The sequence below is a fragment of the Curtobacterium pusillum genome (genome assembly GCF_013359865.1).
In the GTDB taxonomy this organism is placed as follows: domain Bacteria; phylum Actinomycetota; class Actinomycetes; order Actinomycetales; family Microbacteriaceae; genus Curtobacterium; species Curtobacterium pusillum.
Genome location: NZ_JABMCE010000076.1, coordinates 15,023 through 41,604 on the forward strand (window position 1 = coordinate 15,023; position 26,582 = coordinate 41,604).

Sequence of the window (26,582 nt, forward strand, 5' to 3'; positions counted from 1 at the left end):
AGCGGCACGTATCCTCGCTGCGATGAACCGCCTGGGAACCGCACTGCTCGCCGCGATCGAGGCGGTCGTGACGGTCGGTGTCGGCCTCGGGATCGCCCTCGTGCCGCTCACGCTCCTCTGGGGCTTCGAGTACGGACTCCAGATCGACTGGGACGTCTTCTGGAAGGCCACGGGGAGCGTCTGGCTCGTCGGGCACGGCGTCGACGTGTCGTTCCTGCTGGGGTCGGCGCTCGCGAAGTCCTCCGGTGTCAGCGGCGCCACGGACCCGATCCACGTCACGCTCGCGGCCCTCGGCTTCGCGATCGTCACCGCGTGGCTCGCCGGACGCGCGGGACGCCGGTTCGCCGAGACCGAGCACCGGACGACGGGGCTCCTGGTCGGGACGGCCGTCGTCGCGGTCCTCGGGTTCGCCGTCGCACTGTCGTCCCGGTCCACGGCGACCGAGCCGACCATGTGGCAGGCGGTCGTCCTGCCCGCACTCTGGTTCGGGGTCCCCGCACTCGTCACCTCCGAGGTCTGCCGTCGACGCCGGGGCCTCCCCGCCGATCCGGTCACGAAGCGCGTGCTCGACCAGGTCGACCGCATCCCGACGACCTGGCGCTCCGTCGCCGCGTTCGGCCTCCGTGCGGGCACGGCTGCGACCGCAGTGGTCGTCGCCGTCGCGGGCGTCGTCGTCGCGTTCCTGCTCTTCGGTTCGTTCGCCCAGGTCATCTCGCTCTACGAGCAGTCGCACGCCGGCGTCGTGGGCGGCATCGCCCTCACGGTCGGGCAGCTCGCGTTCCTGCCGGACTTCGTGGGCTGGGCGACCTCGTGGCTCGTCGGCCCGGGCTTCGCCATCGGCACCGGCTCGAGCGTCTCGCCGATCGGGACGGCGCTCGGGCCGATCCCCGGCATCCCCGTGTTCGGTGCGCTCCCCACGTCGGGTCACGCGTTCGGCCTGGTCTGGGTGCTCGTGCCCGTGATCGCCGGGTTCGCGACCGGCGGACTCCTGCGCCCCCGACTCGTGCGGGCTCTCGGCAGTGCGAACTCGGCCCTGCACCGCGCGCTCGGCGGTGTCGCGGCGGGCGTCGTCGCCGGGGTGCTCACCGGACTGGTCGCCTGGCTCACATCGGGGTCGTTCGGGCCGGGGCGTCTGGCCGACGTCGGGCCGCACGCCCTGGTCGTGGGCGCGTTCGGCGCGCTCGAGGTCGGGGTCCCCGCCGTGGTGGCCCTCGCGGTCGGAAGCGACCTCGTCCGCATGCCCGAGCGCGGATGGACGCGTGAGCGGTGGCACGAGGCCGACGACGAGACCGATGCCGGTGACGACTCCGCCGGGCGCGAGGGATCGCTGCTCGTCGCGCTCGCCCAGGCGGGTGCCGGGCGGACCACGGACGTCCACCGGTTCGTCGTCGAGGAGGCGCACGGCGAGACCGCGTCGGAGGCAACGGCCGCGGTGGCCGCGACCGGCGACCTCGACGCAGGCGTGACGACCGAGACGATCCACGACGGCGATCCCGGGGGCGGCGAGGCCCACCGCGACGAGGATCGGGATCGCGACCGCGAGCCGCAGCGCCGGCCGGTGCGCGACGACGCGGCCCGCACCGCGTCGGAGGCGGGCCGCCCGGTCGAGGCGAGCCGCGCCTCCAGACCGGCCGCCGCTCCCGCGTCCGTGCCCGCGTCCGTGCCCGCGTCCGCTCCCGTTCCGGAACGCGACCCGGACGCCGACGTCGAACTCCCGGACTGGGCCCGCACCGACGCCGTCGCGGCGGACCGTGTGGCCGAGCCGCGTCCGTCGACGGCCCGCGGCGGCGTCGGCGCGATCCGGGAGCGCCTGCGCGGAGCGGCCGACGGCGTCCGAGAGCGAGCCGGGGACCTGCGCGACCGGGTGACCGGCGCCGACGCCGAGCGCGAGCAGGCGGATGCCTCGGCCGTCACTCCCGTTCCGCATGCACCGGGGACCGAGGCGCAACCCGCGTTCCCGTGGAGCACCGAGGAGTTCGTCGCCGGCCGCGACGACGCGGAGGACGAACCCGAGGACGGGCACGCTGCCGAGTCGGCGGCCCCGACGCGCCCCGCGACACCGAAGTGGGACGCGACGGACCAGATCCCCGAGGACGAACTGCCGTGGTGGCGCCGTCCGAAGGACGACCGGTAGCGCCAGCCGTCGCACGGCGGGACGCCCGGTAGGCTTGGTGCCGTGCTCGAACTGGTCGTCCTGATCTCCGGTGCCGGCTCGAACCTCCGGGCCCTGCTCGAGGCGACCCTCGACGCGGAGTACCCAGCGCGGGTCGTCGCCATCGGTGCCGACCGCGACGCCGAGGGGCTCGGGCTCGGTGAGGAGTACGCGATCCCGACCTTCACGGTGCCCTTCACGCGCTTCGACTCGCGCGAGGAATGGGGCCGGGAGCTCGCCGCGCAGATCCGTCCGTGGTCGCCGGACCTCCTCGTGCTGTCCGGCCTCATGCGCCTGCTGCCGCCCGCGGTGGTGTCCGAGTTCGGGCCGGGGATCATCAACACGCACCCGGCGTACCTGCCCGAGTTCCCCGGCGCCCACGGCGTGCGGGACGCCCTCGCGGCCGGCGTCCCCGAGACCGGCGCCAGCGTCATCAAGGTCGACGACGGCGTCGACAGCGGCCCGATCCTCGCCCAGGAGCGCGTCCCCGTGCTGCCCGGCGACTCCGAGTCGACGCTGCACGACCGCATCAAGCCGGTCGAGCGACGCCTGCTCATCCAGACCATCCTCGACATCGCCAACGGCACCACCGACCTGAAGGGCACCCCGAGCGCATGAGCGTGCACGCAGCCGACCCCAGCCTGTACCGCGACCGGGACCTCGTCCCCGTGCGGCGGGCGCTCATCTCGGTGAGCGACAAGTCCGGCCTGCTCGAGCTCGCCGGGGCCCTCGCCGACGCCGGTGTCGAGATCGTGTCGACGGGCTCCACCGCGCAGACGATCCGCGACGCCGGGTACACGGTGACCGACGTCTCGAGCGTGACGGGCTTCCCGGAGTCGCTCGACGGCCGCGTGAAGACACTGCACCCGTCGGTGCACGCGGGCCTCCTCGCCGACCTGCGCCTCGAGTCGCACGAGCAGCAGCTCGCCGAGCTGGGCATCGAGCCGTTCCAGCTCGTGGTCGTCAACCTGTACCCGTTCGTCGAGACCGTGGCCTCGGGAGCCGACACGGCGACGGTGGTCGAGAACGTCGACATCGGCGGTCCGGCGATGGTCCGCGCGTCGGCGAAGAACCACCCGAACGTCGCGATCGTCGTGTCGCCGTCGTCCTACGCCGAGGTCGTCGAGGCCGTCCGTGCCGGCGGGACCACGCTCGAGCTGCGGAAGCGCCTCGCCGCCCAGGCGTTCGCGCACACCGCCGCCTACGACACCGCCGTGGCGGGGTACTTCGCGAGCGACGTCGTCGCGCAGGCCACGGAGGGCCGGCCGGTCGCGGACGGCCAGGAGGCGCGCCCCGCCTTCGCCGAGCAGCTCTCGGTCGCCGCCGGGCTGGCCAACACCCTCCGGTACGGCGAGAACGCCCACCAGTCGGCGGCGCTCTACACGACCCCGGACGGCACCGGCATCGCCCAGGCGGCGCAGCTGCACGGCAAGGAGATGTCGTACAACAACTACGTCGACGCCGATGCCGCCGTCCGGGCCGCGTACGACTTCGACGAACCCGCCGTCGCCGTCATCAAGCACGCCAACCCGTGCGGCATCGCGATCGCCCCGGCCGACGCGCTCGACCCGATCGCCGCCGCTCACGCCGCCGCCCACGCCTGCGACCCGCTGTCGGCCTTCGGTGGGGTGATCGCCGCGAACCGTCCGGTGACGAAGCAGATGGCCGAGACCGTGAAGGACATCTTCACCGAGGTCGTCGTCGCCCCGGCGTTCGACCCCGAGGCGATCGAGATCCTCTCCCTGAAGAAGAACATCCGCCTGCTCACGCTGCCGACCGACTTCGCGCTGGCCCCGCGGGAGATCAAGCAGATCTCCGGCGGGTTCCTGGTGCAGGACGCCGACCGCTTCACCGGGTTCGACCAGTCCACCTGGACCCTGGTCGCGGGCGAGCCGGCCGACGAGCAGACCCTGGCGGACCTCGCGTTCGCGTGGAAGGCGTCGCGTGCGGTCAAGTCGAACGCGATCCTCCTGGCGAACCACGGGGCGAGCGTCGGCGTCGGCATGGGGCAGGTCAACCGGGTCGACTCCTGCCACCTCGCGGTGAACCGTGCCGGCGAGCGTGCCACCGGCAGCGTGGCGGCCTCGGACGCCTTCTTCCCGTTCGCCGACGGGCTGCAGGTGCTCCTCGACGCGGGTGTCCGTGCCGTCGCCCAGCCCGGCGGGAGCGTCCGCGACGACGAGGTCATCGCAGCCGCGAAGGCCGCGGGCGTGACGATGTACTTCACCGGCGAGCGCCACTTCTTCCACTGAGTCCAGGTACTCGTCGGGTGCTGCAATCGTGGAAACCGCTTGCGCACCACGTTCGACTGTGAATAGTCTGTAAGGCTCCGCGACAGGCACGCCGACGGCCCCGCAGTGTCCACACCAGACACGGGCCGGCGGCACCGCGGACACAACGGTGACGAAGACGACGACTGGAGTGACGATGAACACGACGACCGGAACCGTGGCGACGGCTGCCCGTGCGGGTCTCGTGCTCTTCGTGGGGACCGCTCCCGACGCACGACCGTTCGGCGGGGCACGCGGCGTACGCCCGCGTCCCGCGCACGCGGCCGTCGCGCCGTACCCCTACCGGGGTGCGCCCGCCGTCACGGCACCGCTGTCCGCGTAGGGCTGCCTCCCACAGCCACCGGACGGTGACCGTCGGCGCAGCCGGCGCCACCGACCACGGGCCCGCGCGAGCCCACGCCTGAAACCCGGGGGACGACTGTCTCCCGGTGCACTCCGACCGAACCGACGCCGCTGGACCAGCGGCGGCGGGCGACCGCGACGCGAACCGAGCACGCCCGACCAGGGCGAGCGCGGCACGGGGCGCGACCGACCCGCTCGGCCGACGACCACCACGCAACGGACACCGAGCCTCCCGTCCGGCGGCTGCGAGAGCAGCGACCGGGCCCGAGGCCTCGGCACGACGCACGAGGACGCAACCGCATGTCCAAGACGCCAGACCAGGCGCGCCCGTCCACCGACCGCCCCTCTACCTTCCGCGCGATCGCGCGGATCTACCCCTTCGTGAAGCCCTACCGGGGCCGGCTCATCGGCGGCATGTTCGCCGCCATGGGTGCCTCCCTGGTGGCGCTCGCGATCCCCTACCTGCTGCAGTGGCTCGTCGACGGCCCGCTGTCGTCGAAGGACTCCGCACAGATCTGGCCCGCCGGCCTGGGCGTGCTCGCCCTCGGTGTGCTCGAGGCGTTCTTCATCGCCTCGCGTCGCCGCATGGTGATGCGTCCGTCGACCCGCATCGAGACCAGCATGCGGAACGCGCTGTACGCCAAGCTGCAGGACCTGCCGGTGGCGTTCCACGACCGGTGGGAGTCCGGTCAGCTGCTGTCCCGTTCGGTCTCCGACCTGTCGCTCATCCGGCGCTGGCTGGCGTTCGGCGTCGTCCTGCTGGTCGTCAACATCGTGACGATCATCGTGGGCTTCGTCGTGCTCTTCACCTTCGGCTGGCTGCTCGGTCTGGTGTTCCTCGTCGCGTCGATCCCCCTGTGGATCAACGGGCTGCTGTTCGAACGCCGGTACTCCGTCGTCGCGCGCCGCAGCCAGGACCAGGTCGGCGACCTCGCCACCAGCGTGGAGCAGTCGGTGCACGGCATCCGCGTGCTCAAGGCGTTCGGTCGCGGCCGGTACAAGCTCGACGAGTTCAGCGAGCAGGCCGAGGCGCTGCGCGGCACCGAGATCGAGAAGGCCAAGGCGATCGCAGGCATCTGGCTGTGGCTGCTGCTCGTGCCCGACGTGGCGTTCGCGCTGTGCCTGCTCGCCGGCATCTGGCTCGCTTCGCAGGGCGGGATCACCGTCGGCCAGCTGTTCGCGTTCTTCGCCACGGCGACGGTGCTCCGGTTCCCGATCGAGTCGATCGGCTTCCTGCTCTCGATGACGTTCGACACCCGGACCGCGGTCGACCGGTTCTTCGAGGTGATGGACTCCGAGAACACGATCACGGACCCCGAGTCGCCGAAGACGATCGCCGAGCCCCACGGAGCGCTGTCCTTCAACGGCGTGCACTTCCGGTACCAGGACTCGCCACCGCAGTTCCCCGACCTCGTCAACGGGGTCGACCTGCAGCTGCGGCCGGGCGAGACCATGGCGCTCGTCGGGCTGACCGGCTGCGGCAAGACCACGCTGCTGTCGCTCGTGCCCCGGCTGTACGACGTGACCGGAGGGTCGGTGACGATCGACGGCGTTGACATCCGTTCGCTGACCAGGGAGGAGCTGCGCCGCCACGTCGGGGTCGCCTTCGAGGACGCCACGCTGTTCTCGACGACCGTGCGGGAGAACGTGCTGCTCGGGCGTCCGGACCTGTCCGGCGACGAGGCCGAGGCCGTCATGCGTGAGGCCCTCGACATCGCGCAGGCGTCCTTCGTGGACGACCTGCCCGACGGCGTCGACACCCGTGTCGGCGAAGAGGGCCTGTCCCTCTCCGGCGGCCAGCGGCAGCGCCTCGCGCTCGCCCGGGCGATCGCGGCGAGACCGTCCGTGCTCGTGCTCGACGACCCGCTGTCGGCGCTCGACGTCGACACCGAGGCGCGGGTCGAGGCCGGTCTCCGCCGAGTCCTCGCCGAGACCACGTCGCTCATCGTGGCGCACCGTCCGTCGACCGTGACGCTCGCCGACCGGGTGGCGCTCATGGAGAACGGCGTCGTCACGGCCGTCGGCACCCACTCGGAGCTGATGGCCACCAACGACCACTACCGCTACGTCATCTCGTCGCTCGACGAGGACGACGCCACCGCACGAGAGGAGGCGATGGCATGAGCCAGCAGGAACAGAACCTGCCCCTGGACACGGCCGCCGGTCCGGGAGGCGCGGATCCCGTCGTCGACGACATCGCCGACTCGCAGTCTGCCGCGCCGATCACCGCGTCGATCACCACGCTCGGCGTGCGTGGTGAGGAGCGCGAGGACTTCACCAAGGCGGAGAGCAAGCGCCTGCGGCGTCGCTCCCTCGCCCTGCTCGGGTCGCTCGCCGCACCGCTGAAGGCCCGACTGGTGCTGCTCGCCGTCGTGGTCGTCATCTCGACCGCTGGGACGGTCGCGGGTCCGGCGCTCATCGCGTGGGGCATCGACAACGCCCTGCCCGCCGTGCTCGACCGGAACGACTGGGTGCCGGCGTTCGGGGTCGTCGCGACGTACATCGTCGTGGCGATCGCCGGCGCGGTGCTCACCGCCTGGTACACCGTGCTGGCGGCGCGGATCAGCCAGGCGATCCTGTTCGACCTGCGCAAGCGGGTGTTCCTGCACACGCAGCGGCTCTCGCTGGAGTTCCACGAGACGTACACGTCGGGCCGGATCATCTCCCGTCAGACGAGCGACCTCGACTCCATCCGCGAGCTGCTCGACTCCGGGCTGAACCAGCTCATCCAGGGCGTGCTCTACATGGTGTTCACGGCGATCGCCCTCGTGGCGCTCGACCCGACGTCCGGGCTCGTGCTCGCGCTGTCGCTCGTGCCGCTGTGGTTCCTGATCCGCTGGTTCCAGACGAACTCGCAGACGCTGTTCCGCGCCACCCGGGTCACCTCGGCCCGTGTGATCGTGCACTTCGTCGAGACGATGACGGGCATCCGCGCGGTGCAGGCGTTCCGCAAGGAGTCGCGCAACCGGGACGAGTACGGCGGCTACGTCGAGGACTACCGGCTGGCGAACACGAAGGTGTTCAACCTGTTCGGGACGTTCGACCCGGTGCTCGTGCTCATCGGCAACGCCACGCTCGCGGCGGTCGTGATCGTGGGCGGCTTCCGGATCGTCGGCGGGTCGCTCGAGGTCGGCGCGCTGCTCGCCGTCGCGCTGTACGCCAAGCGCTTCTTCGATCCGGCGCAGGAACTCGCGATGTTCTACAACGGGTACCAGTCCGCTTCGGCGGCGATGGAGAAGATCTCCGGTGTGCTCGAGGAACAGCCGAGCGTGCCGGATCCCGCGAAGCCGACGAAGCTGCCCGACGCCACCGGGAAGATGGACTTCGACGACGTCGTGTTCGCGTACAAGGCGGGCAAGGTCGTCCTGCCGGAGTTCGACCTGCACATCCCGGCTGGGCAGACGATCGCCCTCGTCGGGTCGACCGGTGCCGGCAAGTCGACGCTCGCGAAGCTCATGGCGCGCTTCTACGATCCGTCTCAGGGCTCGGTGAAGCTCGACGGGGTGGACCTGCGGGACCTCGACCCGAAGGACATGCGCCGCGCGATCGTCATGGTCACGCAGGAGGCCTACCTGTTCTCCGGGACCGTCGCGGACAACATCGCGCTCGGCAAGCCCGGGGCCTCCCGCGAGGAGATCGAGGCGGCGGCGCGGGCGGTCGGCGCGCACGAGTTCATCATGGCGCTGCCCGACGGGTACGACACCGACGTGAACAAGCGCGGCGGCCGGGTGTCGGCCGGGCAGCGGCAGCTCCTGTCGTTCGCCCGGGCGTTCATCGCGGACCCGAAGGTGCTCATCCTCGACGAGGCCACGGCGTCGCTCGACATCCCGTCCGAGCGGCTCGTGCAGGAGGGGCTGGAGACGCTCCTCGCCGACCGGACCGCGGTGATCATCGCGCACCGACTGTCCACGGTCGCGATCGCCCACCGGGTGCTCGTGATGGAGTACGGGGGCATCGTCGAGGACGGCACCCCGGACGACCTCATCGCGGGGACCGGGCGGTTCGCCCAGCTCCACGCGGCCTGGCGCGACTCGCTCGTGTGAGGCGGTGCCGGGCTGCACGACGTGGTTGGCTTGACCCATGAGCGACGACAGCGTGCAGCCCGGCGGCGTGGCCCTGCGCGACCCCTTCTACGGGGCACCCTTCGCCGAGGCGGTCCGACGGTTCTGGCGGAAGTACACCGTGTTCACCGGACGGGCGTCCCGCGCCGAGTTCTGGTGGTGGTGGATCACGTCGTTCGCGATCGGCCTCGTGCTGCAGCTCGTGCCGCAGGTCTTCACGCCGGACACCCCGGTGCTCGAGAACCCCGTCGGCTCGTACCTGTTCGTGCTGTGGGGCCTCGCGACGCTGATCGGGTCGCTCGCCCTCGGCGCCCGCCGGCTGCACGACGCGAACCTGTCCGGCTTCTGGCAGTTCCTGCACGTCCTGGTCGGCATCGGCTCGCTCGTGCTGTTCGTCATGTGCCTGCTGCCGGCGAACCCGAAGGGCACCCGCTTCGACGCCTGAAGCCGCACGGTCGGTGGTGATTTGGGTCAAGACCTGTCGTCCGGTGCCGAGCACGTCCTGTTCACCACCGTCCTGGGATCGGCGCTGGTGCCCCGCGTTCTCCGGCGAGCGGTCCTCAACGCGGCCGGTGCCCACGTCGAGGCCGGCCCCGGCACCGGATTCGCCCTGACCGGGGCCCCTCGGAACCTCACCATCGGCCGCGGGGTGTTCTGCAACAAGCACGTGGCGATCGAGGCCGTCGCACCCGTCTCGATCGGCGACGCCTCGGCGATCGGCATGCAGGTGCTCATCGTCACGAGCCACCACGGCATCGACGATGCCGGGGACTGGGACCGCGTGGCCACCGGTCGCCCCGTGTCGATCGGGTCCAGGGTCTGGATCGGAGCGCGCACGATGGTCCTGCCGGGGGCGGTCGTCGAGGACGACGTCGTCATCGCCGCCGGTGCGGTCGTCGCCGGTCGGCTCCGCTCCGGCGGCCTCTACGGCGGGGTGCCCGCGAAGCGCCTCCGTGACATCCGGCCGACGGAGGCGGCGTGGGTTCAGAACGGGTCGCTCGGGAAGCCCGGGTCCGTCGGGTCGTAGCCGTCGTCCGGCTGGTCGTCCGCGTCCGCGGGAGGTGACCAGCGCGCACGGCGCATGTCGATCCTCCAGGCTGTCCTCCCCTGCACGATCGGGGTGCCCTCGGCGCGGTAGTGCTCGTGCGCCCGCGCCTCGTGGTGGACCGGCGGCAGACCGCCGGACCGGACGACGCGCCACCACGGCAGGTCGGCGCCCTCGTGCGCCATCACCTTGCCGACGGCCCGCGACGCCCGCGAGCCGAGCGCGGCCGCGACGTCGCCGTAGGTCATCACGCGACCGGGCGGGATGAGCCGGACGACCTCCGCGACGTCGGCGCCGAAGTCCTGCTCCTGCTCAGGACCGGAGTCCTGCTCCACTAGAGCGTGAGGACCGCGAAGTGGTCGCCGTACTTCGTCTCGCGCACGACCTCGAACCCGACGGCGCGGAAGAACGCCTCGGGGCTGTCGTCGCCGCCGGGCTCGTACACGACCGTCAGCCGCTCGAGGCCCCGGCTGCGGGCTTCGTCCGCGAGGCCCTGCACGGCGAACCGGCCGACGCCGCGACCCTGCGCCGACGCGGAGACGTTCACGCGCCAGATCGCGCTGCGGAGCACTTCCTCGGAGTTGTCCTCGTCGAAGGTCCCGATGATCATGCCGACGACCTCGTCCCCGTCGAGCACCACACGGGTCCACGCGGAACTCGGCTTCACGTCGGACTCCGCGACTCCGTACGTCGTGGGCTGCACGAACTGCTCCTGGCCGGGCTTGAGCGTCAGCGAATTCGCCGCCGCGGCGGTCGATGCGGAGAGTTCTTCGAGGCGGAGGTCCGTCATGCCGATCAGGCTAACGGTGCGACCCGTGCGGGGGCCAGTGAGACGGGGAGACCGATACCGCACCGTTGCCGCGCGACCGGCGCGGTATGGTCGCGGCATGGCAGAGCATCGGCGTGGGGCGAACCTCCCGTCGATCGGCGGGTTCAACCGCACCGTCGTGCTCGATGCCGTGCGCCGTTCGCCCGACGGGCTCAGCCGCGTCGAGCTCGCCTCGCGCACCGGCCTCAGCGCGCAGACGGTGTCGAACGTGACTCGCTTCCTCATCGAGGCGGGGATGATCGCGGAGTCCGGCACGATCGTGTCCGGTCGCGGCAAGCCCCGGACCATCCTGCGGCTCGAGGCCGGCAGCCGCTACGCGGTCGGGGTGCACGTCGACCCCGCGGTCGTGACCTACGTGCTGCTCGACCTCGCCGGGACCGTCGTCGCGTCGACGACCACGTCCACGCCGACCGCTGACGACCCGTCGGAGGTCGTCCGGACGATCGGGACCGCCATCGACGGACTGATCACCGAGGCACAGGTCGACGTGGACGCCGTGCTCGGCGTGGGGATCGCCAGCCCCGGCCCGATCGACGTCGACGCCGGTGTCGTGCTGGACCCGCCGTTCCTGCCGCGGTGGCGGGACGTCCCGCTGCGTGACGCCCTCGCCGAGGCCACGGGCTACCCGGTGCTGCTCGAGAAGGACGTGACGGCGGCCGCCGTGGGGGAGATGTTCCTGGCGGGGGAGTCCTCGGCGCGGAACTTCGCCTTCGTGTACTTCGGCACCGGCTTCGGCGTGGGGCTCGTCATCGACCACGAACCCGTGCGCGGTGTCGGTTCGAACGCCGGGGACGCCGGGCACATCATGGTCGACCAGGGCGCGCTCGCCGGGACGCCCGACGCGGCCGGTACCCGGGGCGAGGTCGGCGCCGCCGTGGCTCCGGACCGGCTGGTGCAGATCGCCCGGTCACGCGGACTGTCGCTCGGCGGTGACCCGCGGGACGTGGCCGCCGTGGACCGCGCCTGGGACGCCCTCGCCGAGGCGATCGACGCGGGGGACCCGGTCGCGGTCGGACTCGCGGCCGAGGCCGGGACCGTCATGGGCAGGGCTGTCGTCCTCATCGTGAACCTGCTCGACATCGACCGCGTCGTGTTCGGCGGACCGTTCTGGTCGCGGATCGCGAGTGCGGCTCTCCCGGCTGCGCGACAGGCGATCGTCGACTCGCCGCTGCTCGTCCCGAAGCACCCCGTCGTGGTGGACGAGAGCGGTCGCGGTGCGGACGTCGCGGCGGTCGGGGCCGCCTGCCTCGTGCTCGACGCCGCGCTCTCGCCGCGCGCGAGCGCGCTCCTCATCCGCCGCTGACGCGCGGTGGTGGTGGTGGTGGGGTGACCACTGCCGGACTGGAGGCGCGGTGCCGGGCCGCCCCGCGCCTCCCGTCGGACGACCGTCGCGTCTAGAGCACGCGACACCCGTCGTTCACCTGGTCGCCACCGGCCGGACGCCCGGGTGCTGAACAGTCGTGCAGGTCCCGCCCGAACACCCGAGAAGGACCCTGCATGCGTTCCCGTGCCCTGCGCCTCGGCGCTTCCATCGCGGCCGGCCTCGTCGTCGCCGCCGGCGTGCTGACGACGTCACCCGCCTCAGCCTCTGCCGCGGTCGGTGACGACGACCCCTCCGTGGGTGCCGCAGCCGCGGACGGTCTCGTCGTGAACGAGGTCGAGTCGAACGGCGACGACACCGACTGGGTGGAGCTGAAGAACACCTCCGCGGCGGCGATCGACCTGTCGGGGTACTCGTTCCTCGACGACGACAGCAGCCACGACGCGTACGTCCTGCCCGGGGGCTCGACGATCGCCGCCGGCGGGTACTTCGTCATCGACCAGCTGTCGGCGACCGCTCCCGGGTTCGATTTCGGCCTGGGCGGAGCGGACACCGCGCGCGTGTACGACCCGGCCGGGGACCTCGTGCTGCGGTACTCGTGGACGACGCACGCGGCGGTCACCTTCGGTCGGTGCCCGGACGGTACCGGCGACCTCGTGGACACGACCGCGTCGACGAAGGGGACGGCGAACGACTGCTCCTCGCCGGTGCGCATCAACGAGGTCGAGTCGGACGGCGGGACGCCGGGCGACTGGGTGGAGCTGACGAACGTCGGCGCGACCACGGTGGACCTCGGCGGCTACGTCGTCGAGGACAGCGAGGACGACCATGCGTACACGATCCCCGCGGGGGCGACCATCGCGCCGGGCGGGTTCACCGTCCTCGACGAGGCGGACCTCGGCTTCGGACTCGGCAAGGCGGACTCGGCCAGGATCTTCGACCCCCGGGGTCAGCTCGTCGACTCGTACTCCTGGACCGCGCACGCCGCGACCACGTACGGCCGCAACCCCGACGGCACCGGTGACTTCGCCGAGACCTCCGAGCCGACGAAGGGCTCGGCGAACGCGTTCGCGGGCGTCGTGACCGCCGAGGCGTGGCCCGGCGGCGCGGACGAGCGGGTGCTCGACGACGAGGACACCTTCACCGGCGACCTGAGCGGCATCGACTGGACGACGTCCGCCACCTCGGAGGACGGTCAGCTCTGGGCGGTGCAGAACGGCGACGGCCTGCTCTACCACCTCGTCTCGGACGGCACGGGCGGCTGGGCACCGTCGAACGCCGCGGGCACGGTGCTGCACTACGCCGACGGCTCGGGCACCCCGGACGCCGAGGGTGTGACCGTCACGAGCGACGACCCCGGCGCCGTGTACGTCTCGACCGAGCGGAACAACGACGTGTCGTCGACGAGCCGACCCGCGGTCCTGCGGTTCGCCACGACCGACGGCTCGCAGGCGACGCTGGACGCCACCGAAGAGTGGAACCTCGCCGCGGACTTCCCGGGGCTCGGCGCGAACGCCGGTCTCGAGGGCGTCACGTGGATCCCGGACTCCTGGCTCACCGCGCACGGCTTCGCGGACGAGCACACCGGCGTCGCGTACTCGCCGTCGACCTACGCCGGGCACGGTGACGGCCTGTTCTTCGTGGGGGTCGAGGGCACCGCGAGCGTGTACGCCTACGCCCTGATGGACGGCGGCTCGTTCCAGCGCGTGGCCACGATCGCGACGCCGTTCGCCGTCGTCGCGGACGTGCAGTTCGACCCGACGCTCGACGCGCTCTGGGTGGTCTGCGACGACGCGTGCTCCGGACGGGCGGCGCTGTACGACGTGACGGACGGGGCCTTCACGGCGTCGACGGTCCACGAGGCACCCTCGGCGGCTGACCGGACCCTGGCGAACGAGGGCTTCGCGATCTCGGGCGTCTGCGCCTCGGGAGAGCGTGCGACGTTCTACACGGACGACAACGACACCGACGGGTTCTCGCTCCGCACGGGCACCTACCCCTGCACGGACGACGGTGGGACGACGCCGGGTGACGGTGGCGCGACGCCGACGCCGACGCCGACGCCGGGGGACGGGTCCACGCCGTCGCCGACCCCGGGCAGCGGCTCCACGCCGACCCCGGTTCCGGTGCCGGGCACGACGCCGGTGGCCCCCTCGGAGACGTCGCTGACCGAGGCGGACCGCGGCACACTGACGGCGCCCGCGACGGCCCGTCCCGGGGAGACCATCACGGTCGGTGTGGGCACGCGGTACGCCGGTGACCGGGTCGACGTGTGGCTGTTCTCGACCCCGACGCTGCTGGGCACGGTGACGGTCGCCGCTGACGGCACGGTGTCGGTGACGATCCCGGCGGACGCCCCGGCGGGCGAGCACCGGATCGTGGTGACGGCTGCGGACGGCACGGTCATCGGCTGGACGACGATCACGATCGACCCGGTGACGGGTGAGCTGGCCTTCACCGGCGCCGAGGGCCTCGGGGGCGGGGCGCTCGTGGCCCTCCTGCTCCTCGCAGCGGGCGTCGGCGTGCTGGTCCTGCGCCGACGCCGTGCCGGAGCCGGAGCCGGAGCCGGAGCCGGAGCCGGAGCCGGAGCCGGAGCCGCCGGAGTCGCCGCCGAGTAGCGGTGGCGAAACGCGGTGCGCGCGCCTCGCCGGAGGCCACGCGCCGCGGATCGGCCCGCGCACGACGCCGCAGCCCGGCGCTACCGTCGCAGCATGAGCGTCGAGATCCTCCGGTACACCGCGTTCGCCTCCGAGCCGGGCGGTGGCAACCCCGCCGGCATCGTGCTGGATGCGGCGGCCCTGTCCGACGACGAGATGCTCGCGATCGCGCGCGAGGTCGCCTACCCCGAGACCGCCTTCGTCGTCGGCGAGACCCCGACCGGCCCGCGGCTGCGGTACTTCTCGCCGGCGGCCGAGGTGCCGTTCTGCGGCCACGCCACGGTCGCGACGGCGGTGGTGCTGGCAGAGCGGCACGGCCTCGGGCAGCGGGTCTTCACGACACCCGCGGGAGCGATCGCCCTTGACGCGACGAGGGCACCGGACGGCAGTGTGCGGGTGGCGATGACGAGTGTCGAACCGGCCTCCCGACCGATCGACCCGCAACGCTGCGACCGGCTGTTCACGCTGCTCGGGCTGACGCCGGACGACGTCGCCGAGGGGTTCCCGGTCCGGGAGTCCTTCGCCGGCAACTGGCACCCGGTCCTCGTGCTGCGTGACGAGGACCTGTTCCACCAGTTCCGGTTCGCCCCGTCGCCGCTCGCGGACCTCATGCGCGAGGCCGGCTGGTCGGGGACGGTCACGGTGCTGCACCGGACGGCGCCACTGGAGTACGAGGCGCGCAACCTGTTCCCGGTCGGCCGCATCACCGAGGACCCGGCGACTGGTTCGGCCGCGGCGGCCACCGGCGCGTACCTGCGCGAGGTCGGGGCCGCCGCGGCGGGTGACCGCGTGGTGATCCGGCAGGGCCGCCACGTCGGCCGTCCGAGCGTGCTGCTCGTCGACGTGCCGGCCACGGGCGGCATCACGGTCACGGGCGGTGCGACCCCGATCTGAGCGGCTCGACGCGCGGGACCCTTGACAGCAATAAGTCAATACGGTGGACTAAGTGTGCGCGCGGGCGACGGAGCCCGCGGACCTCACCCGTGCAAAGGAGCACCGATGAAACGCACCCGCATCATCGCCGGACTCGCAGCCGTGGCCGTCGCCGCGGTCGGCCTGGCAGGCTGCTCGAGCTCGGGGTCCGCCTCGAGCGACACGATCAAGATCGCGTACCAGAAGTTCGGCGCCTTCCAGCAGCTCGACGCCCAGATGAAGGTCGTCAAGAAGGAGTACGAGAAGGACAACCCGGGCAAGAAGGTCGAACTCGTGCCGATCCAGGCGCAGGAGAACGACTACTACACGAAGCTCGCGCTCATGAACAAGGCCCCGGCCACGGCACCGGACGTCATGTACGAGGACACCTTCCTCATCAAGGCGGACGCCCAGGCCGGGTACCTCCTCCCGCTCGACAAGTACACGGCGAAGTGGAAGGACTGGAGCGAGTTCTACGACAACGCCAAGCAGGCCGGTGAGGGCGTCGACGGCAAGACGTACGGCATCCCGATGGGCACCGACACCCGTGCCCTCTGGTACAACAAGGACATCTTCAAGGAGGTCGGGCTGCCGGTCCCGTGGAAGCCGAAGACGTGGGACGACGTGCTGGCGGCCGCGAAGACCATCAAGGAGAAGAAGCCGGACGTCATCCCGTTCAACGTGTACTCGGGGAAGCCCCAGGGCGAGGCGTCGACGATGCAGGGCTTCGAGATGCTCCTGTACGGCGCGGACGGCTCCGGCAACACGCTCTACAAGAACAAGAAGTGGGTCACCGGCTCGAAGCAGTTCGAGGACTCGCTGCAGTTCATCAAGGACGTCTACCAGGGTGGCCTCGGCCCGACACCGCAGCAGGCCCTCGACACGAACGTCGGCACCACGATCGCGCAGACGTGGCTGCCCAAGGGCCAGCTCGCGATCGACCTCGACGGGTCGTGGCAGTCCGGCACGTGGCTGAAGTCCGGCACCGCTCCGTGGGCGGACTGGAACAAGGTGATGGGTCAGGCGCCGATGCCGACGCAGAACGGCCAGGACCCGGGCTACAACTCGATGTCCGGCGGCTGGACCCTCGCGGTGGGCAAGAACTCCAAGGACCCGCAGGCCGCCTTCGATTTCATCTCGACCTTCCTCAACAAGGAGGGCTCGCTGAAGTACGACATCGAGAACAGCCAGATCGCGGTCCGCAAGGACGTCGCCGAGGACCCGTCGTACGACGCCTCCAACCCGACGTTCAAGTTCTTCTCCGGACTCGTGGAGCACACGAACTTCCGACCGGCGACGAGTGACTACTCCCAGGTCTCCAACGCCATCCAGGTCGCCATGGAGTCCGTGATGACGGGGCAGCAGACGCCGAAGCAAGCCGCGGCGGCCTACGACAAGAGCGTCATCGGCGTGGTCGGCAAGGACCACACCACGTCCGGCTGACGGAACGGGACGACCTGACGGACTGGAGGCGCGGCTCGCGTCGTGCGCCGCGCCTCCAGTCCGGACCCCACCCACCTTCGGAACCCCCTCCGCACCCGGAAGGCAACCACTGTGTCCACCACCCCCCTCGCGCCGACGCTGTCGGCGCCCGGCGCGCCGAAGCGCACCGATCCACCGGCGCCGCGCAAGCGGCGGCCACTGCGGAACGTCGGACGAGCGGTCCCGCTCCTCCCCGCAGTGGTGCTCCTCGTCATCTTCCTGCTCGGCCCCGTCATCTCGTCGTTCTACGGGTCGTTCACCAACTCGGCGCTGACGGGCGTCGGAGCCGCGGACCAGCAGTTCGTCGGCCTGAAGAACTACGTCGAGCTGTTCCAGGACCCGGACTTCCCGAAGTCCGTCATCCTGACGATCGTCTTCCTCCTCGCCTCCGCCGTCGTCGGGCAGAACGTGCTCGGCCTCGGGCTGGCGCTCCTCATGCGGAGCGCCCACCGTGCGGTCCGGGCGATCGTCGGCACCTTCGTCGTGGCCGCGTGGGTCCTGCCCGAGATCGTGGCGTCGTTCGCGGCGTACGCGTTCTTCAACGACAAGGGGACGCTCAACGAGTTCCTCAGCGGCATCGGGATCAGCGGCCCGAACTGGCTCTACACGTACCCGATGCTCGCCGTGATCCTCGCGAACATCTGGCGCGGCACGGCGTTCTCGATGCTCGTGTACTCCGCGGCCGTGCAGGAGGTCCCGGAGGAGATCACCGAGTCCGCCGAGGTCGACGGGGCCACCGGCTGGCAGCGGCTCGTGTTCATCACGCTGCCCGTCATCCGCCGGTCGATCTCCACGAACCTCATGCTCACCACGCTGCAGACGCTGTCGGTGTTCACGCTCATCTACGTGATGACGGCCGGCGGTCCGGGCACGAACTCGTCCACGCTGCCGATCCTGGCGTACCAGGAGGCGTTCAAGTTCTCGCAGCTCGGCTTCGGGACGGCGATCGCCACGATCCTGCTCGTGGTCGGCGCGGTGTTCTCGATCATCTACATCAGGGCCCTGAAGCCGGAGGTGGACTGATGGCACTGACCGCCGCTCGTCCCGAGACGACCACGACCCGTTCGGTCACCGCACCCGGTGCCCTGCACATGACCTCCCCCCGCGGGCGGACCATGCGGTGGGTGTCGAACATCGTGCTGCTCGTCATCGCGCTGTGCTTCGCGGTGCCGCTGCTGTGGCTCGTGCTCGCGTCCGTCGACCCCGACGCGTCGCTGTCGGTGAAGCTGCCGTCGCACTTCACGCTCGACAACTTCACGAAGGTCCTCACGCCGGAACTGTCGTTCATCCCGCTCGCGAACAGCCTGCTCATCTCCGGTGGGTGCGCCCTCGTGACCGTCGTCGTCGCGATCCTCGCCGCCTACCCGCTGTCCCGCTACAAGATGCGCGTCAACAAGCCGTTCCTGTACGGGATCCTGTTCGGCACAGGTCTGCCGATCACCGCGATGATGGTGCCGGTCTACGCCCTGTTCGTGTCGCTCAACCTCATCGACAACGTGTGGGGCTGCATCTTCTTCCTCGCCGCGACCTCGCTGCCCATGGCGATCTGGATGGCGAAGAACTTCATGGACTCGGTGCCGATCTCGCTCGAGGAAGCGGCGTGGACCGACGGCGCCTCGATGATGACCACGCTCATGCGCATCGTCGTGCCGCTCATGCGCCCGGGCATCGCCGTGGTGTTCATCTTCGTGTTCATCCAGGCGTGGGGGAACTTCTTCGTCCCCTTCGTCCTGCTGCTCTCGCCCGACAAGGTGCCCGCCGCCGTGAGCATCTTCAACTTCTTCGGGCAGTACGGGGCGGTCGCGTACGGGCAGCTCGCGGCCTTCTCGATCATCTACTCCGTGCCCGTCATCGCCCTCTACGTGCTCGTGTCCCGAGGTCTCGGCGGCGGCAACGCCCTCGCCGGCGGCATCAAGGGCTGACGCCCGCCCCGTACGTCGATCCGTCCTCCGAAAGGAATCCACTCCATGCACCACGACGAACCGCTCGTCGAAGCCCGGATCGCCCGCCTCGTGCGGGACCGCATCGACCCGGCCGTCCACCGCAGGTCCGCGCCGGTGGAGATCGCGGCGTGGACCGTGCCCGACGAACCCGTGCCGTTCGACGTCGCGGTGCGCGCCGAGTACGAGCCGTTCACGGTCGGCAGCTCGTGGGGCGGCCGGCCCTGGGGCACCACGTGGTTCCGGATCCGCGGCACCGTCCCGGACGACTTCGGGACGGCCCCGGGCACGACCGCGGAACTCCTGGTGGACCTCGGCTTCACGAAGCGGCAACCCGGGTTCCAGGCCGAGGGGCTCGTGTGGCGCCCGGACGGCTCCACCGTCAAGGGCATCGAGCCGAAGAACGACACCGTGCCGATCGAGGCCGGCCCCGGCGAGACGTTCGAGCTCTACGTCGAGGCCGCCGCGAACCCCGACATCGGCGGCGACTCCTTCCAGGGCGCCACCCCGCTCGGGTCGCGATCGACCGCGGGCACGAAGCCGATCTACCGACTCAAGGCGCTCGAGGTCGTCGAACGCGACGACACCGTGTGGGAACTCCAGCAGGACTTCTGGGTCCTCCGCGGCCTGATGGCGGAGCTGCCCACCGACGGTACCCGTGGCGCGGACGTCCTCCGCGTGCTCGAACGGGCCGCGGACGCCCTCGACCCCGACGACGTCGCCGGCACCGCGGCCGACGCCCGCGCGGTCCTCGCACCCGTGCTCGCCGTCCCCGCGAGCGCCGCCGCGCACCGGGCGATCGCCGTCGGCCACGCACACATCGACTCCGCCTGGCTCTGGCCGGTCCGTGAGACGATCCGCAAGTGCGCCCGCACGTTCTCGAACGTGCTCGACCTGATGGACCGCGACCCGGACTTCACCTTCGCCTGCTCGTCAGCACAGCAGTACGCGTGGATCCGCGACGGCTACCCGTCGATCTGGGCCCGCATCAAGGAGCGGGTCGCCGAGGGACGGTGGATCCCGGTCGGCGGCATGTGGGTCGAGTCCGACACGAACCTGCCCGGCGGTGAGGCACTCGCCCGGCAGTTCGTCGCCGGCAAGCGCCTGTTCCTCGAGGAGTTCGGCATCGACACCCCCGAGGCCTGGCTCCCCGACTCGTTCGGCTACTCGGGCGCTCTGCCGCAGATCGTCCGCGCCGCGGGCTCGAAGTGGTTCGTCACGCAGAAGCCCTCGTGGAACGAGACGAACGTCATCCCGCACACGTCCTTCCACTGGGAGGGCATCGACGGCTCACGGGTCCTCACCCACCTGCCCCCGGCGGACACGTACAACTCGGACGTGTCGCCCGCCGACCTGCACCGCGGCGAACGGCAGAACAAGGAGCGCGGCGTCGCGAACACCTCGATGCTGCTGTACGGCTTCGGCGACGGCGGTGGTGGCCCCACCCGTGAGATGGTCGCCGCCGCCCGACGGCAGCACGACCTCGACGGGTCGCCCCGCGTCGACCTCGGCACCCCGGCCCAGGTGTTCGAGGAGCTCGAGCAGGCACTCCCGACGCCGGCCGTGTGGTCGGGGGAGATGTACCTCGAGTTCCACCGCGGCACCTACACGTCACAGATCCGCACGAAGCAGGGCAACCGGCGCTCCGAGCACCTGCTGCGCGAGGCCGAGCTCTGGGCGACGACCGCCGCCGTCCGGCTCGGACTCGACTACCCGTACGAGGAGCTCGAGGAGGCCTGGCACACCGTCCTCCTGCAGCAGTTCCACGACATCCTGCCCGGGTCGTCGATCGCCTGGGTCTACGAGAACGCCGAAGCGAACTACGCCCGCGTCGCCGAGGTCCTCGAGGGGCTCATCGGGAACGCGACCGCCGCGCTCGCGAACGGTGGCGCCGCGGCGCTCGCCGGTGTGGGCGCCTCGTCGACCGCGCTCGCCGGCGGTGCCGGCCCGGGGAGCGGCGACGGCGGAGCACTCCTCGACGCGCCGTCGTCCGGTGCCGAGGGTGGCAGCGCGTCCGTCGGGACCGTCGTGCGCTTCAACGCCTCGCCCGTGGCGGCGGGGGGCGCAACCGCCCTGGGTGGTTCGCTCGGTGACGAGGCGCGACCCGTGCCTCCCGTCCGGAACGGCGACCGCTTCGTGTTCGACACCGGCGTCGTCACCGCGACCGTCGACGCGGCCGGCCACGTCGTGTCGCTCGTCGACCACGCCACCGGACGGGACGCCGTCGCGCCCGGCTCCGCCGCCGGGGAGTACACGGTGTTCCGGGACACCCCGAACCAGTGGGAGGCGTGGGACATCGACCGGGCGTACCAGCGCAGCGGGACGGTGCTGTCGGCGTCCTCGGTGGACATCGCCGATTCCTCGCTCGTGGTGTCGAGGTCGTTCGGTTCCTCGACGATCACGACCCGGTACTCCGCAGTCGCCGGGCAGCCGGAACTCACGATCGAGACCGAGGTCGACTGGCACGAGCACCAGAAGCTGCTCAAGCTGGCGTTCCCGCTCGACGTCCGTGCGGGCTCCGCCTCGAGCGAGATCCAGTTCGGGCACATCGACCGGCCGACGCACCAGAACACCTCGTGGGACATGGCCCGCTTCGAGACGTCGGCGCACCGCTGGGTCCACGTGGCCGAGCCGGGATTCGGCGTCGCCGTGGCGAACGACTCCACGTACGGGCACGACATCACCCGTTCGACCCGGGCGGACGGCGGGACCACCACGCTCGTCCGCGAGTCGCTGCTGCGCGGGCCGACGTTCCCGGACCCGGACGCCGACCAGGGCCACCACGTGTTCGGCACCGTGCTCCGTGTCGGCGAGTCGGTGCTGGACGCCGCCGACTCCGGGTACCGGCTCAACCTGCCCGTGCGGGCTGTGCCGGGTTCGACGACCGTCGAGCCGATCGTGACCGTGTCGTCGCCGCAGGTGTTCGTCGAGGCCGTCAAGCTCGCCGAGGACCGCTCCGGCGACGTCGTCGTGCGGCTCTACGAGGCGTCCGGCGGCCGCGCGGCGGACGTCGGCGTCGACTTCGGGTTCGACGTCGCATCGGTGGCGGCGGTGGACCTGCTGGAACGCCCGTCGGGGGACTCGTGGGACGCGGGGGAGCCGGTCGTGCTCACGCTCCGGCCCTTCGAGATCGTGACCCTGCGGGTACGCCGGGCCTGAGGCAGCGGGTCCGGCCGGGAGACCGCGGCGCCGGACGGGACACGGGTGCGTTCCGTCCGGCGCCGTGCTGCTGCTGCGGGCTCGGGGGCTGCCGCGTCCTGTGCGCCCGCCGTCGAGCGCCATCCTGGTCAGCGCCTGAGGCGCCGCGGCCTAACGTGGTGGCATGGCAGTCACCGACATCTGGCTCGTCCGACACGGGGAGTCCACCGCCAACGTCGCCGCAGCGCGTGCCGAGGCCGCCGGCGCCGACGTCATCGAGGTCGACCACCGCGACGCCGACGTCCCGCTGAGCGCGCTCGGCGAGGAACAGTCCCGCGCGCTCGGTGCCGAACTCGCCGAGCGCGGGGTCGACGACGTCCCGGTCGCGCTCTGGGTGTCGCCGTACCTGCGCGCGCAGCAGACCATCGGCATCGCGCTCGCCGCGGGTGGACTCGCGGAACCACCGAAGCGGGTGGACGAACGGCTCCGTGACCGGGAGCTCGGCGTGCTCGACCTGCTGACACGCGCCGGCGTGCGGAACCGCTACCCCGATGAGGAACGCCGCCGGCAGTGGCTCGGCAAGTACTACCACCGGCCGGCCGGCGGGGAGTCCTGGGTGGACGTGAAGCTCCGGTTGCGGTCACTGCTCGTCGACCTCGACCGGCTCGAGGGCCCGGAACGCCTGCTGATCGCCGCGCACGACGCCGTCGTCATGCTGACCGTCGCGGTGTGCCTCGACCTCGACGAACCCGCCCTCATGGACTTCGCCGCGACGCACACGGTGGCCAACGCCTCGTTGACGCGACTCCGGCGCGACCGCCCGGGAGCGCCGTGGACCCTCGAGGAGTTCTCCGCCGTCCAGCACCTCGCCGAGGACCCGGATGCCGAGGTCACCGAGCACAGCGGCCGGAAGGACGACGTCCGTGCCGGCTGAACCGATCCCCGTCACCCCGAACCTGCTGCGCGAGTGGGCGCTGCCGGAGGTGGGCGGCAGCAAGTACGGTCGCGGCCAGGTGCTCGTCATCGGCGGCGCCGCCCGGACGCCCGGGGCCACGATGCTCTCGGCGCTCGCCGCACTCCGGGTCGGAGCGGGACGCCTCACCCTGGCGGTCGCGCGGAGCGTCGCGCACGAAGTCGCGGTCGCCGTCCCGGAGTCCGGCGTCGAACCCCTCGACGAGGACGCCGACGGTCACGTCGCCCTCGGGGCGATCGAGGGGATCGTCGACGACCTCGCCAGAGCCGACGCCGTGCTGCTCGGACCGGGTCTCGACGAACCGGACGGCACCCGCGACCTCGTTGCCAGGATCGCGGGTGCCGTCGGACCGGACACGCTCGTCGTGCTCGACGCCTTCGCGCTCGGGGTCGTCGCCGACGTGCGAGCCGAACTGCGGCCCCTGCGCGGACGGCTCGTGATGACGCCGAACAGTGGCGAGGCGGAGCGGTTGCTCGGCCGCCCGCTCGACGATGACGTGGCCGACGCGCTGGCGATCGCCGAACGGTTCGGCGCCGTGGTCGCCCTCGGGGACACGATCGCGACCTCGGACGGCCGCGCGTGGGCCAAGGGCACGGGGACCGGCGGGCTCGGCACGAGCGGCAGCGGCGACGTGCTCTCCGGCGCGATCGTCGGGCTGCTCGCGCGCGGGGCCGAGCCGGCCCAGGCAGCGGCGTGGGCGTCGTACGTGCACGCGGCCGCGGGGGACCGGCTGGCGGTGCAGGTCGGCCCGCTCGGCTACCTGGCGAGTGAGCTCGTGACGGAGATCCCACGAGTGCTGGTCGAACTCGGCGCCTGACTCGCGAGCGCGGAGGCACGGCCGGCGGCCCGGGTCCGGACGGCATGGGACTCGCGCAGCTCGGTGAGCGAGCACACGCCGAGCAGCCGCATCGTGCGCTCGATCTCCTCGTACAGGATGGCGATGGATCGATCGGCCCCCGCCTGCCCGCCCGCCATGAGCCCGTACAGGTAGGCGCGGCCGACGAGCGTGCAATCGGCTCCGAGGGCGACCGCCGCGACGATGTCCGCCCCGGATCGGATGCCCGAGTCGATGTGGACCTCCGCGCGACCGGCGACCGCCTGCACGGTCTCGGGAAGCACGTGCAGCGGCGCGATCGCGCGGTCGAGTTGCCGGCCGCCGTGTACGGAGAGCGTGACCGCGTCGGCGCCCACCTCGACGGCGGCGACCGCATCGCGCGGCCGCTGGACGCCCTTCACCACGAGCCGCCCGGCCCAGTGCTCGCGGACCCAGGCGAGGTCGTGGAGCGTCATGGCGGGGTCGAAGACGGACGCGAACACCTCCGCCATCGATCCCTCAGCCCGGTCGACCGAGGCGAAGCGCAGCGGTTCGTCCCGGAGGTGTGCCAGCCACCACCGGGGATGGCGGAGCGCGGACGGCGCCCGGCGGGCGTCGAGGCGCAGCGGCACGGCGAGACGGTTCGCCGTGTCGCGGTACCTGGCGCCGGCGGTCGGCGCATCGATCGTGACGACGAGCGCCTCGTACTCGGCGGCAGCGGCGCGGTCGAGCACCGCACGCATCCGGCTGCGGTCACGGTGCAGGTAGAGCTGCATCCACAGTCGGGCATCCGGTACCGCTTCCCGCAGTCCGTCGATCGTCGTGGTGCCCATCGCCGACAGGGTGAACGGCACCCCCGCGCTCGCCGCCGCTCGTGCGCCGGCGATCTCACCCGCGGGGTGCACCAGACGGGTGAACCCGATCGGCGCGATCCCGAAGGGTGCCGCCGCGCGGGAGCCGAGGACCTCCGCGGTCGGATCGACGACCGAGACGTCCTGGAAGGCGCGTGCGACGAAGTCCAGCTCGTCGAACGCGGCCACGGCCCGGCGTGCGCTCGACTCGCGTTCGGCCGCCCCGTCGGCGAAGTCGAACACCGCGCGGGGCGTACGCCGCCGCGCGAGCTCGCGGAGCCCGTCGATGCTCGGCGTGCGCCGCAGGGCCGGATCGCCGCCCCTGGGACCGACGATCATCGTCGCGCTCCGGCGGCCACGGGCGTGACCCAGTCCCCGGGACGCGCACGGTCCGTCGGCGGCGGCAGGACCTCGGCGACCCGCGTGGTCACGTCGTCCGCGTTGCGCAGGAAGTAGATGAGCTTCGTGGCCGCGTTCGTGATCAGGTCCGGTGCCTCCACCCGGACGCCGCTGTAGTCGCGTCGGTGGATGTCGCTGCCGCGGTCGTCGAGCGCGGAGGAGCCGTGCGTGCGGACCACGCCGTACCGGAGCGCCAGCGGCTCGGCGCCGGCCATTCCCGGGATGAACGACGCGACTCCCGCGAGGATACGCGCGGCGAGCTCGTCATCCGCCTTCCGCGACGTCTGGCCGTCGAGTGCACGCATGATCTCGGCCACGCCGTCGCCCGCCGGGTACGCGCGCACGTTCGTGTCCGGCGCGTACGTGACCATGCCCCGGCCGTCGCCCATGTTCGAGAACATCGCGAACGGTCCGATGCAGAAGAACGTCGACGGCAGGTCCACGAGCGAGGCGGGCAGGCGCAGCTCCAGCAGCGCCTTCAGCCGGTTCACGGCCTCGGCGTTGACCGGGAGCCCAGCACTCGCCGTGAGACGGTCGATGTTCTCCCAGGTGCAGTTGACCACGAGCGATGCCCCGAGCTGCGCCGCCCGACCGGCGGCGTCCTCGATGCGGACCACCGAACGGAAGGGAGCGTGGCGGTCGACGCCGACGACCTCGGCACCGGTGACGACCCGGACGCGGGGCTCCGCGGTGACGGCGTCGAGCAGTGCTCGGCGGACGTGCGGCCAGTCCATGAGGACCTCGCGGGTGTCGAAGCCCGCGACGACCCGCGCGGTCGCCGTGTCGTGCTCGTACTCCTCCGGAGCGAGTTCGCGGAGGAACTGCTCGGGTTCGCCGTAGGGGAGCCGGCCCTCGTGCTCCTGCCAGAGCTCGGCGTACCTCGCCGCAAGTGCCCGGTGGGTGCCGCGGAGCTCGTCGGGTGTGAAGAGCGAGTCCCGTGCGATGAAGTACCGGGCGTGCCGGACCGAATCCGGGGCGCCTGGTCGATCCGCCAGCGTGCTCCCGGGGAGGCGGGTGACGAAGTCGACGGTGTGCTCGAGCAGGAGGAGCGCGGTGGCGCGGTCTGCGTAGTGGAAGCCGAGGCCGAGCCGGGCCGGTGTGCCGTTGCTCGTCCCTTCGAGCAGACCGCGTCGGTCGATCAGCGTGACGTCGTGGCCGGCGTGGGCGAGGGCGAGAGCGGTGGCGCAGCCGGCGGCTCCGGCGCCGAGCACAGCGATGGGAAGGCGATGGGTCATGCCTCACATATCGAGGCGGACCGGTGGATCGGGTCGCGGGGGGAGGGGCCGATCAGGCAATCCGGGGCAAACGGTCACCGGACTCCCGGTGATGCCCGGTTCGTCCGTCCGGCCGGTACCGAGAACGCCGCATCCCACGC

Annotated in this window: 21 protein-coding genes; 17 read left to right on the plus strand and 4 right to left on the minus strand. The window is 71.9% G+C overall.

The genetic code is table 11. The annotated features are described in order from the left end of the window. The first annotated feature begins 22 nt into the window (after window positions 1-22). From HP507_RS09645 to HP507_RS18395, 8 genes are all read left to right on the plus strand, one after another. Window positions 23-2,134, plus strand: a complete 2,112-nt coding sequence (locus HP507_RS09645) for a cell division protein PerM (RefSeq protein WP_175351574.1) — start codon at window positions 23-25, stop codon at window positions 2,132-2,134. Window positions 2,135-2,176: 42 nt separating this feature from the next. Continuing rightward, complete coding sequence (purN, locus tag HP507_RS09650; RefSeq protein ID WP_175351575.1) at window positions 2,177-2,770, plus strand: phosphoribosylglycinamide formyltransferase; 594 nt, start codon at window positions 2,177-2,179, stop codon at window positions 2,768-2,770. After that, complete coding sequence (gene purH / locus HP507_RS09655; RefSeq protein WP_175351576.1) at window positions 2,767-4,404, plus strand: bifunctional phosphoribosylaminoimidazolecarboxamide formyltransferase/IMP cyclohydrolase; 1,638 nt, start codon at window positions 2,767-2,769, stop codon at window positions 4,402-4,404. Before purN ends, purH begins: the two co-directional genes overlap by 4 nt. Before the next feature lie 175 nt (window positions 4,405-4,579). Beyond that, complete coding sequence (locus HP507_RS09660; RefSeq protein WP_141399771.1) at window positions 4,580-4,765, plus strand: hypothetical protein; 186 nt, start codon at window positions 4,580-4,582, stop codon at window positions 4,763-4,765. Between the two features lie 320 nt (window positions 4,766-5,085). Beyond that, on the plus strand, window positions 5,086-6,909 hold the full coding sequence (locus HP507_RS09665; RefSeq protein ID WP_175351577.1) for an ABC transporter ATP-binding protein: 1,824 nt from the start codon (window positions 5,086-5,088) through the stop codon (window positions 6,907-6,909). Between the two features lie 110 nt (window positions 6,910-7,019). Further along, window positions 7,020-8,828 carry an ABC transporter ATP-binding protein gene (locus HP507_RS09670; RefSeq protein WP_175351626.1) on the plus strand — a complete coding sequence of 603 codons (1,809 nt, stop codon included), beginning with the start codon at window positions 7,020-7,022 and terminating at the stop codon, window positions 8,826-8,828. A 37-nt stretch (window positions 8,829-8,865) separates the two neighbouring features. Next, a complete protein-coding gene (locus HP507_RS09675) occupies window positions 8,866-9,291 on the plus strand; it encodes a DUF805 domain-containing protein (RefSeq protein ID WP_175351578.1) in 426 nt (141 codons plus the stop codon). 87 nt (window positions 9,292-9,378) lie between these two features. Further along, window positions 9,379-9,873: an acyltransferase gene (locus HP507_RS18395; RefSeq protein WP_217508666.1), complete on the plus strand. Its 495-nt coding sequence runs from the start codon at window positions 9,379-9,381 to the stop codon at window positions 9,871-9,873. Here HP507_RS18395 and HP507_RS09685 read toward each other — a convergent pair. Beyond that, window positions 9,831-10,226, minus strand: a complete 396-nt coding sequence (locus HP507_RS09685) for an MGMT family protein (RefSeq protein WP_175351580.1) — start codon at window positions 10,224-10,226, stop codon at window positions 9,831-9,833. The two genes, HP507_RS18395 and HP507_RS09685, sit on opposite strands and share 43 nt — an antisense overlap. Continuing rightward, window positions 10,226-10,681, minus strand: a complete 456-nt coding sequence (locus HP507_RS09690) for a GNAT family N-acetyltransferase (protein ID WP_175351581.1) — start codon at window positions 10,679-10,681, stop codon at window positions 10,226-10,228. The genes HP507_RS09685 and HP507_RS09690 overlap by 1 nt, the downstream gene beginning before the upstream one ends. A 97-nt stretch (window positions 10,682-10,778) precedes the next feature. Here HP507_RS09690 and HP507_RS09695 point away from each other — a divergent pair, with 97 nt between their 5' ends. The 9 genes from HP507_RS09695 to HP507_RS09735 all read left to right on the plus strand — a co-directional run bounded on the left by HP507_RS09695 (window position 10,779) and on the right by HP507_RS09735 (window position 23,960). After that, window positions 10,779-12,023 (plus strand): ROK family transcriptional regulator, encoded by a 1,245-nt coding sequence (locus HP507_RS09695; protein WP_175351582.1) that lies wholly within the window; start codon window positions 10,779-10,781, stop codon window positions 12,021-12,023. 194 nt (window positions 12,024-12,217) lie between these two features. Then, window positions 12,218-14,659, plus strand: a complete 2,442-nt coding sequence (locus HP507_RS09700; protein ID WP_175351583.1) for a lamin tail domain-containing protein — start codon at window positions 12,218-12,220, stop codon at window positions 14,657-14,659. Window positions 14,660-14,752: 93 nt separating this feature from the next. Continuing rightward, a complete protein-coding gene (locus HP507_RS09705) occupies window positions 14,753-15,592 on the plus strand; it encodes a PhzF family phenazine biosynthesis protein (protein ID WP_175351584.1) in 840 nt (279 codons plus the stop codon). Between the two features lie 105 nt (window positions 15,593-15,697). Further along, a complete protein-coding gene (locus HP507_RS09710; protein ID WP_175351585.1) occupies window positions 15,698-17,053 on the plus strand; it encodes an extracellular solute-binding protein in 1,356 nt (451 codons plus the stop codon). Window positions 17,054-17,164: 111 nt separating this feature from the next. Further along, a complete protein-coding gene (locus HP507_RS09715; RefSeq protein WP_175351586.1) occupies window positions 17,165-18,115 on the plus strand; it encodes a carbohydrate ABC transporter permease in 951 nt (316 codons plus the stop codon). Continuing rightward, on the plus strand, window positions 18,115-19,014 hold the full coding sequence (locus HP507_RS09720; protein ID WP_376984493.1) for a carbohydrate ABC transporter permease: 900 nt from the start codon (window positions 18,115-18,117) through the stop codon (window positions 19,012-19,014). The genes HP507_RS09715 and HP507_RS09720 overlap by 1 nt, the downstream gene beginning before the upstream one ends. A 45-nt stretch (window positions 19,015-19,059) precedes the next feature. Further along, the gene (locus HP507_RS09725) at window positions 19,060-22,191 is read left to right on the plus strand and encodes an alpha-mannosidase (protein WP_175351587.1); all 3,132 of its coding nucleotides are present in this window, start codon (window positions 19,060-19,062) and stop codon (window positions 22,189-22,191) included. A 163-nt stretch (window positions 22,192-22,354) separates the two neighbouring features. Continuing rightward, a complete protein-coding gene (locus tag HP507_RS09730) occupies window positions 22,355-23,104 on the plus strand; it encodes a histidine phosphatase family protein (protein WP_175351588.1) in 750 nt (249 codons plus the stop codon). Further along, window positions 23,052-23,960, plus strand: a complete 909-nt coding sequence (locus tag HP507_RS09735) for an NAD(P)H-hydrate dehydratase (RefSeq protein WP_175351589.1) — start codon at window positions 23,052-23,054, stop codon at window positions 23,958-23,960. Before HP507_RS09730 ends, HP507_RS09735 begins: the two co-directional genes overlap by 53 nt. Here HP507_RS09735 and HP507_RS09740 read toward each other — a convergent pair. Further along, on the minus strand, window positions 23,900-25,147 hold the full coding sequence (locus HP507_RS09740) for an alpha-hydroxy acid oxidase (protein WP_175351590.1): 1,248 nt from the start codon (window positions 25,145-25,147) through the stop codon (window positions 23,900-23,902). The two genes, HP507_RS09735 and HP507_RS09740, sit on opposite strands and share 61 nt — an antisense overlap. Then, window positions 25,144-26,442 (minus strand): FAD-dependent oxidoreductase, encoded by a 1,299-nt coding sequence (locus HP507_RS09745; protein WP_175351591.1) that lies wholly within the window; start codon window positions 26,440-26,442, stop codon window positions 25,144-25,146. Before HP507_RS09745 ends, HP507_RS09740 begins: the two co-directional genes overlap by 4 nt. Window positions 26,443-26,582 lie beyond the last annotated feature (140 nt).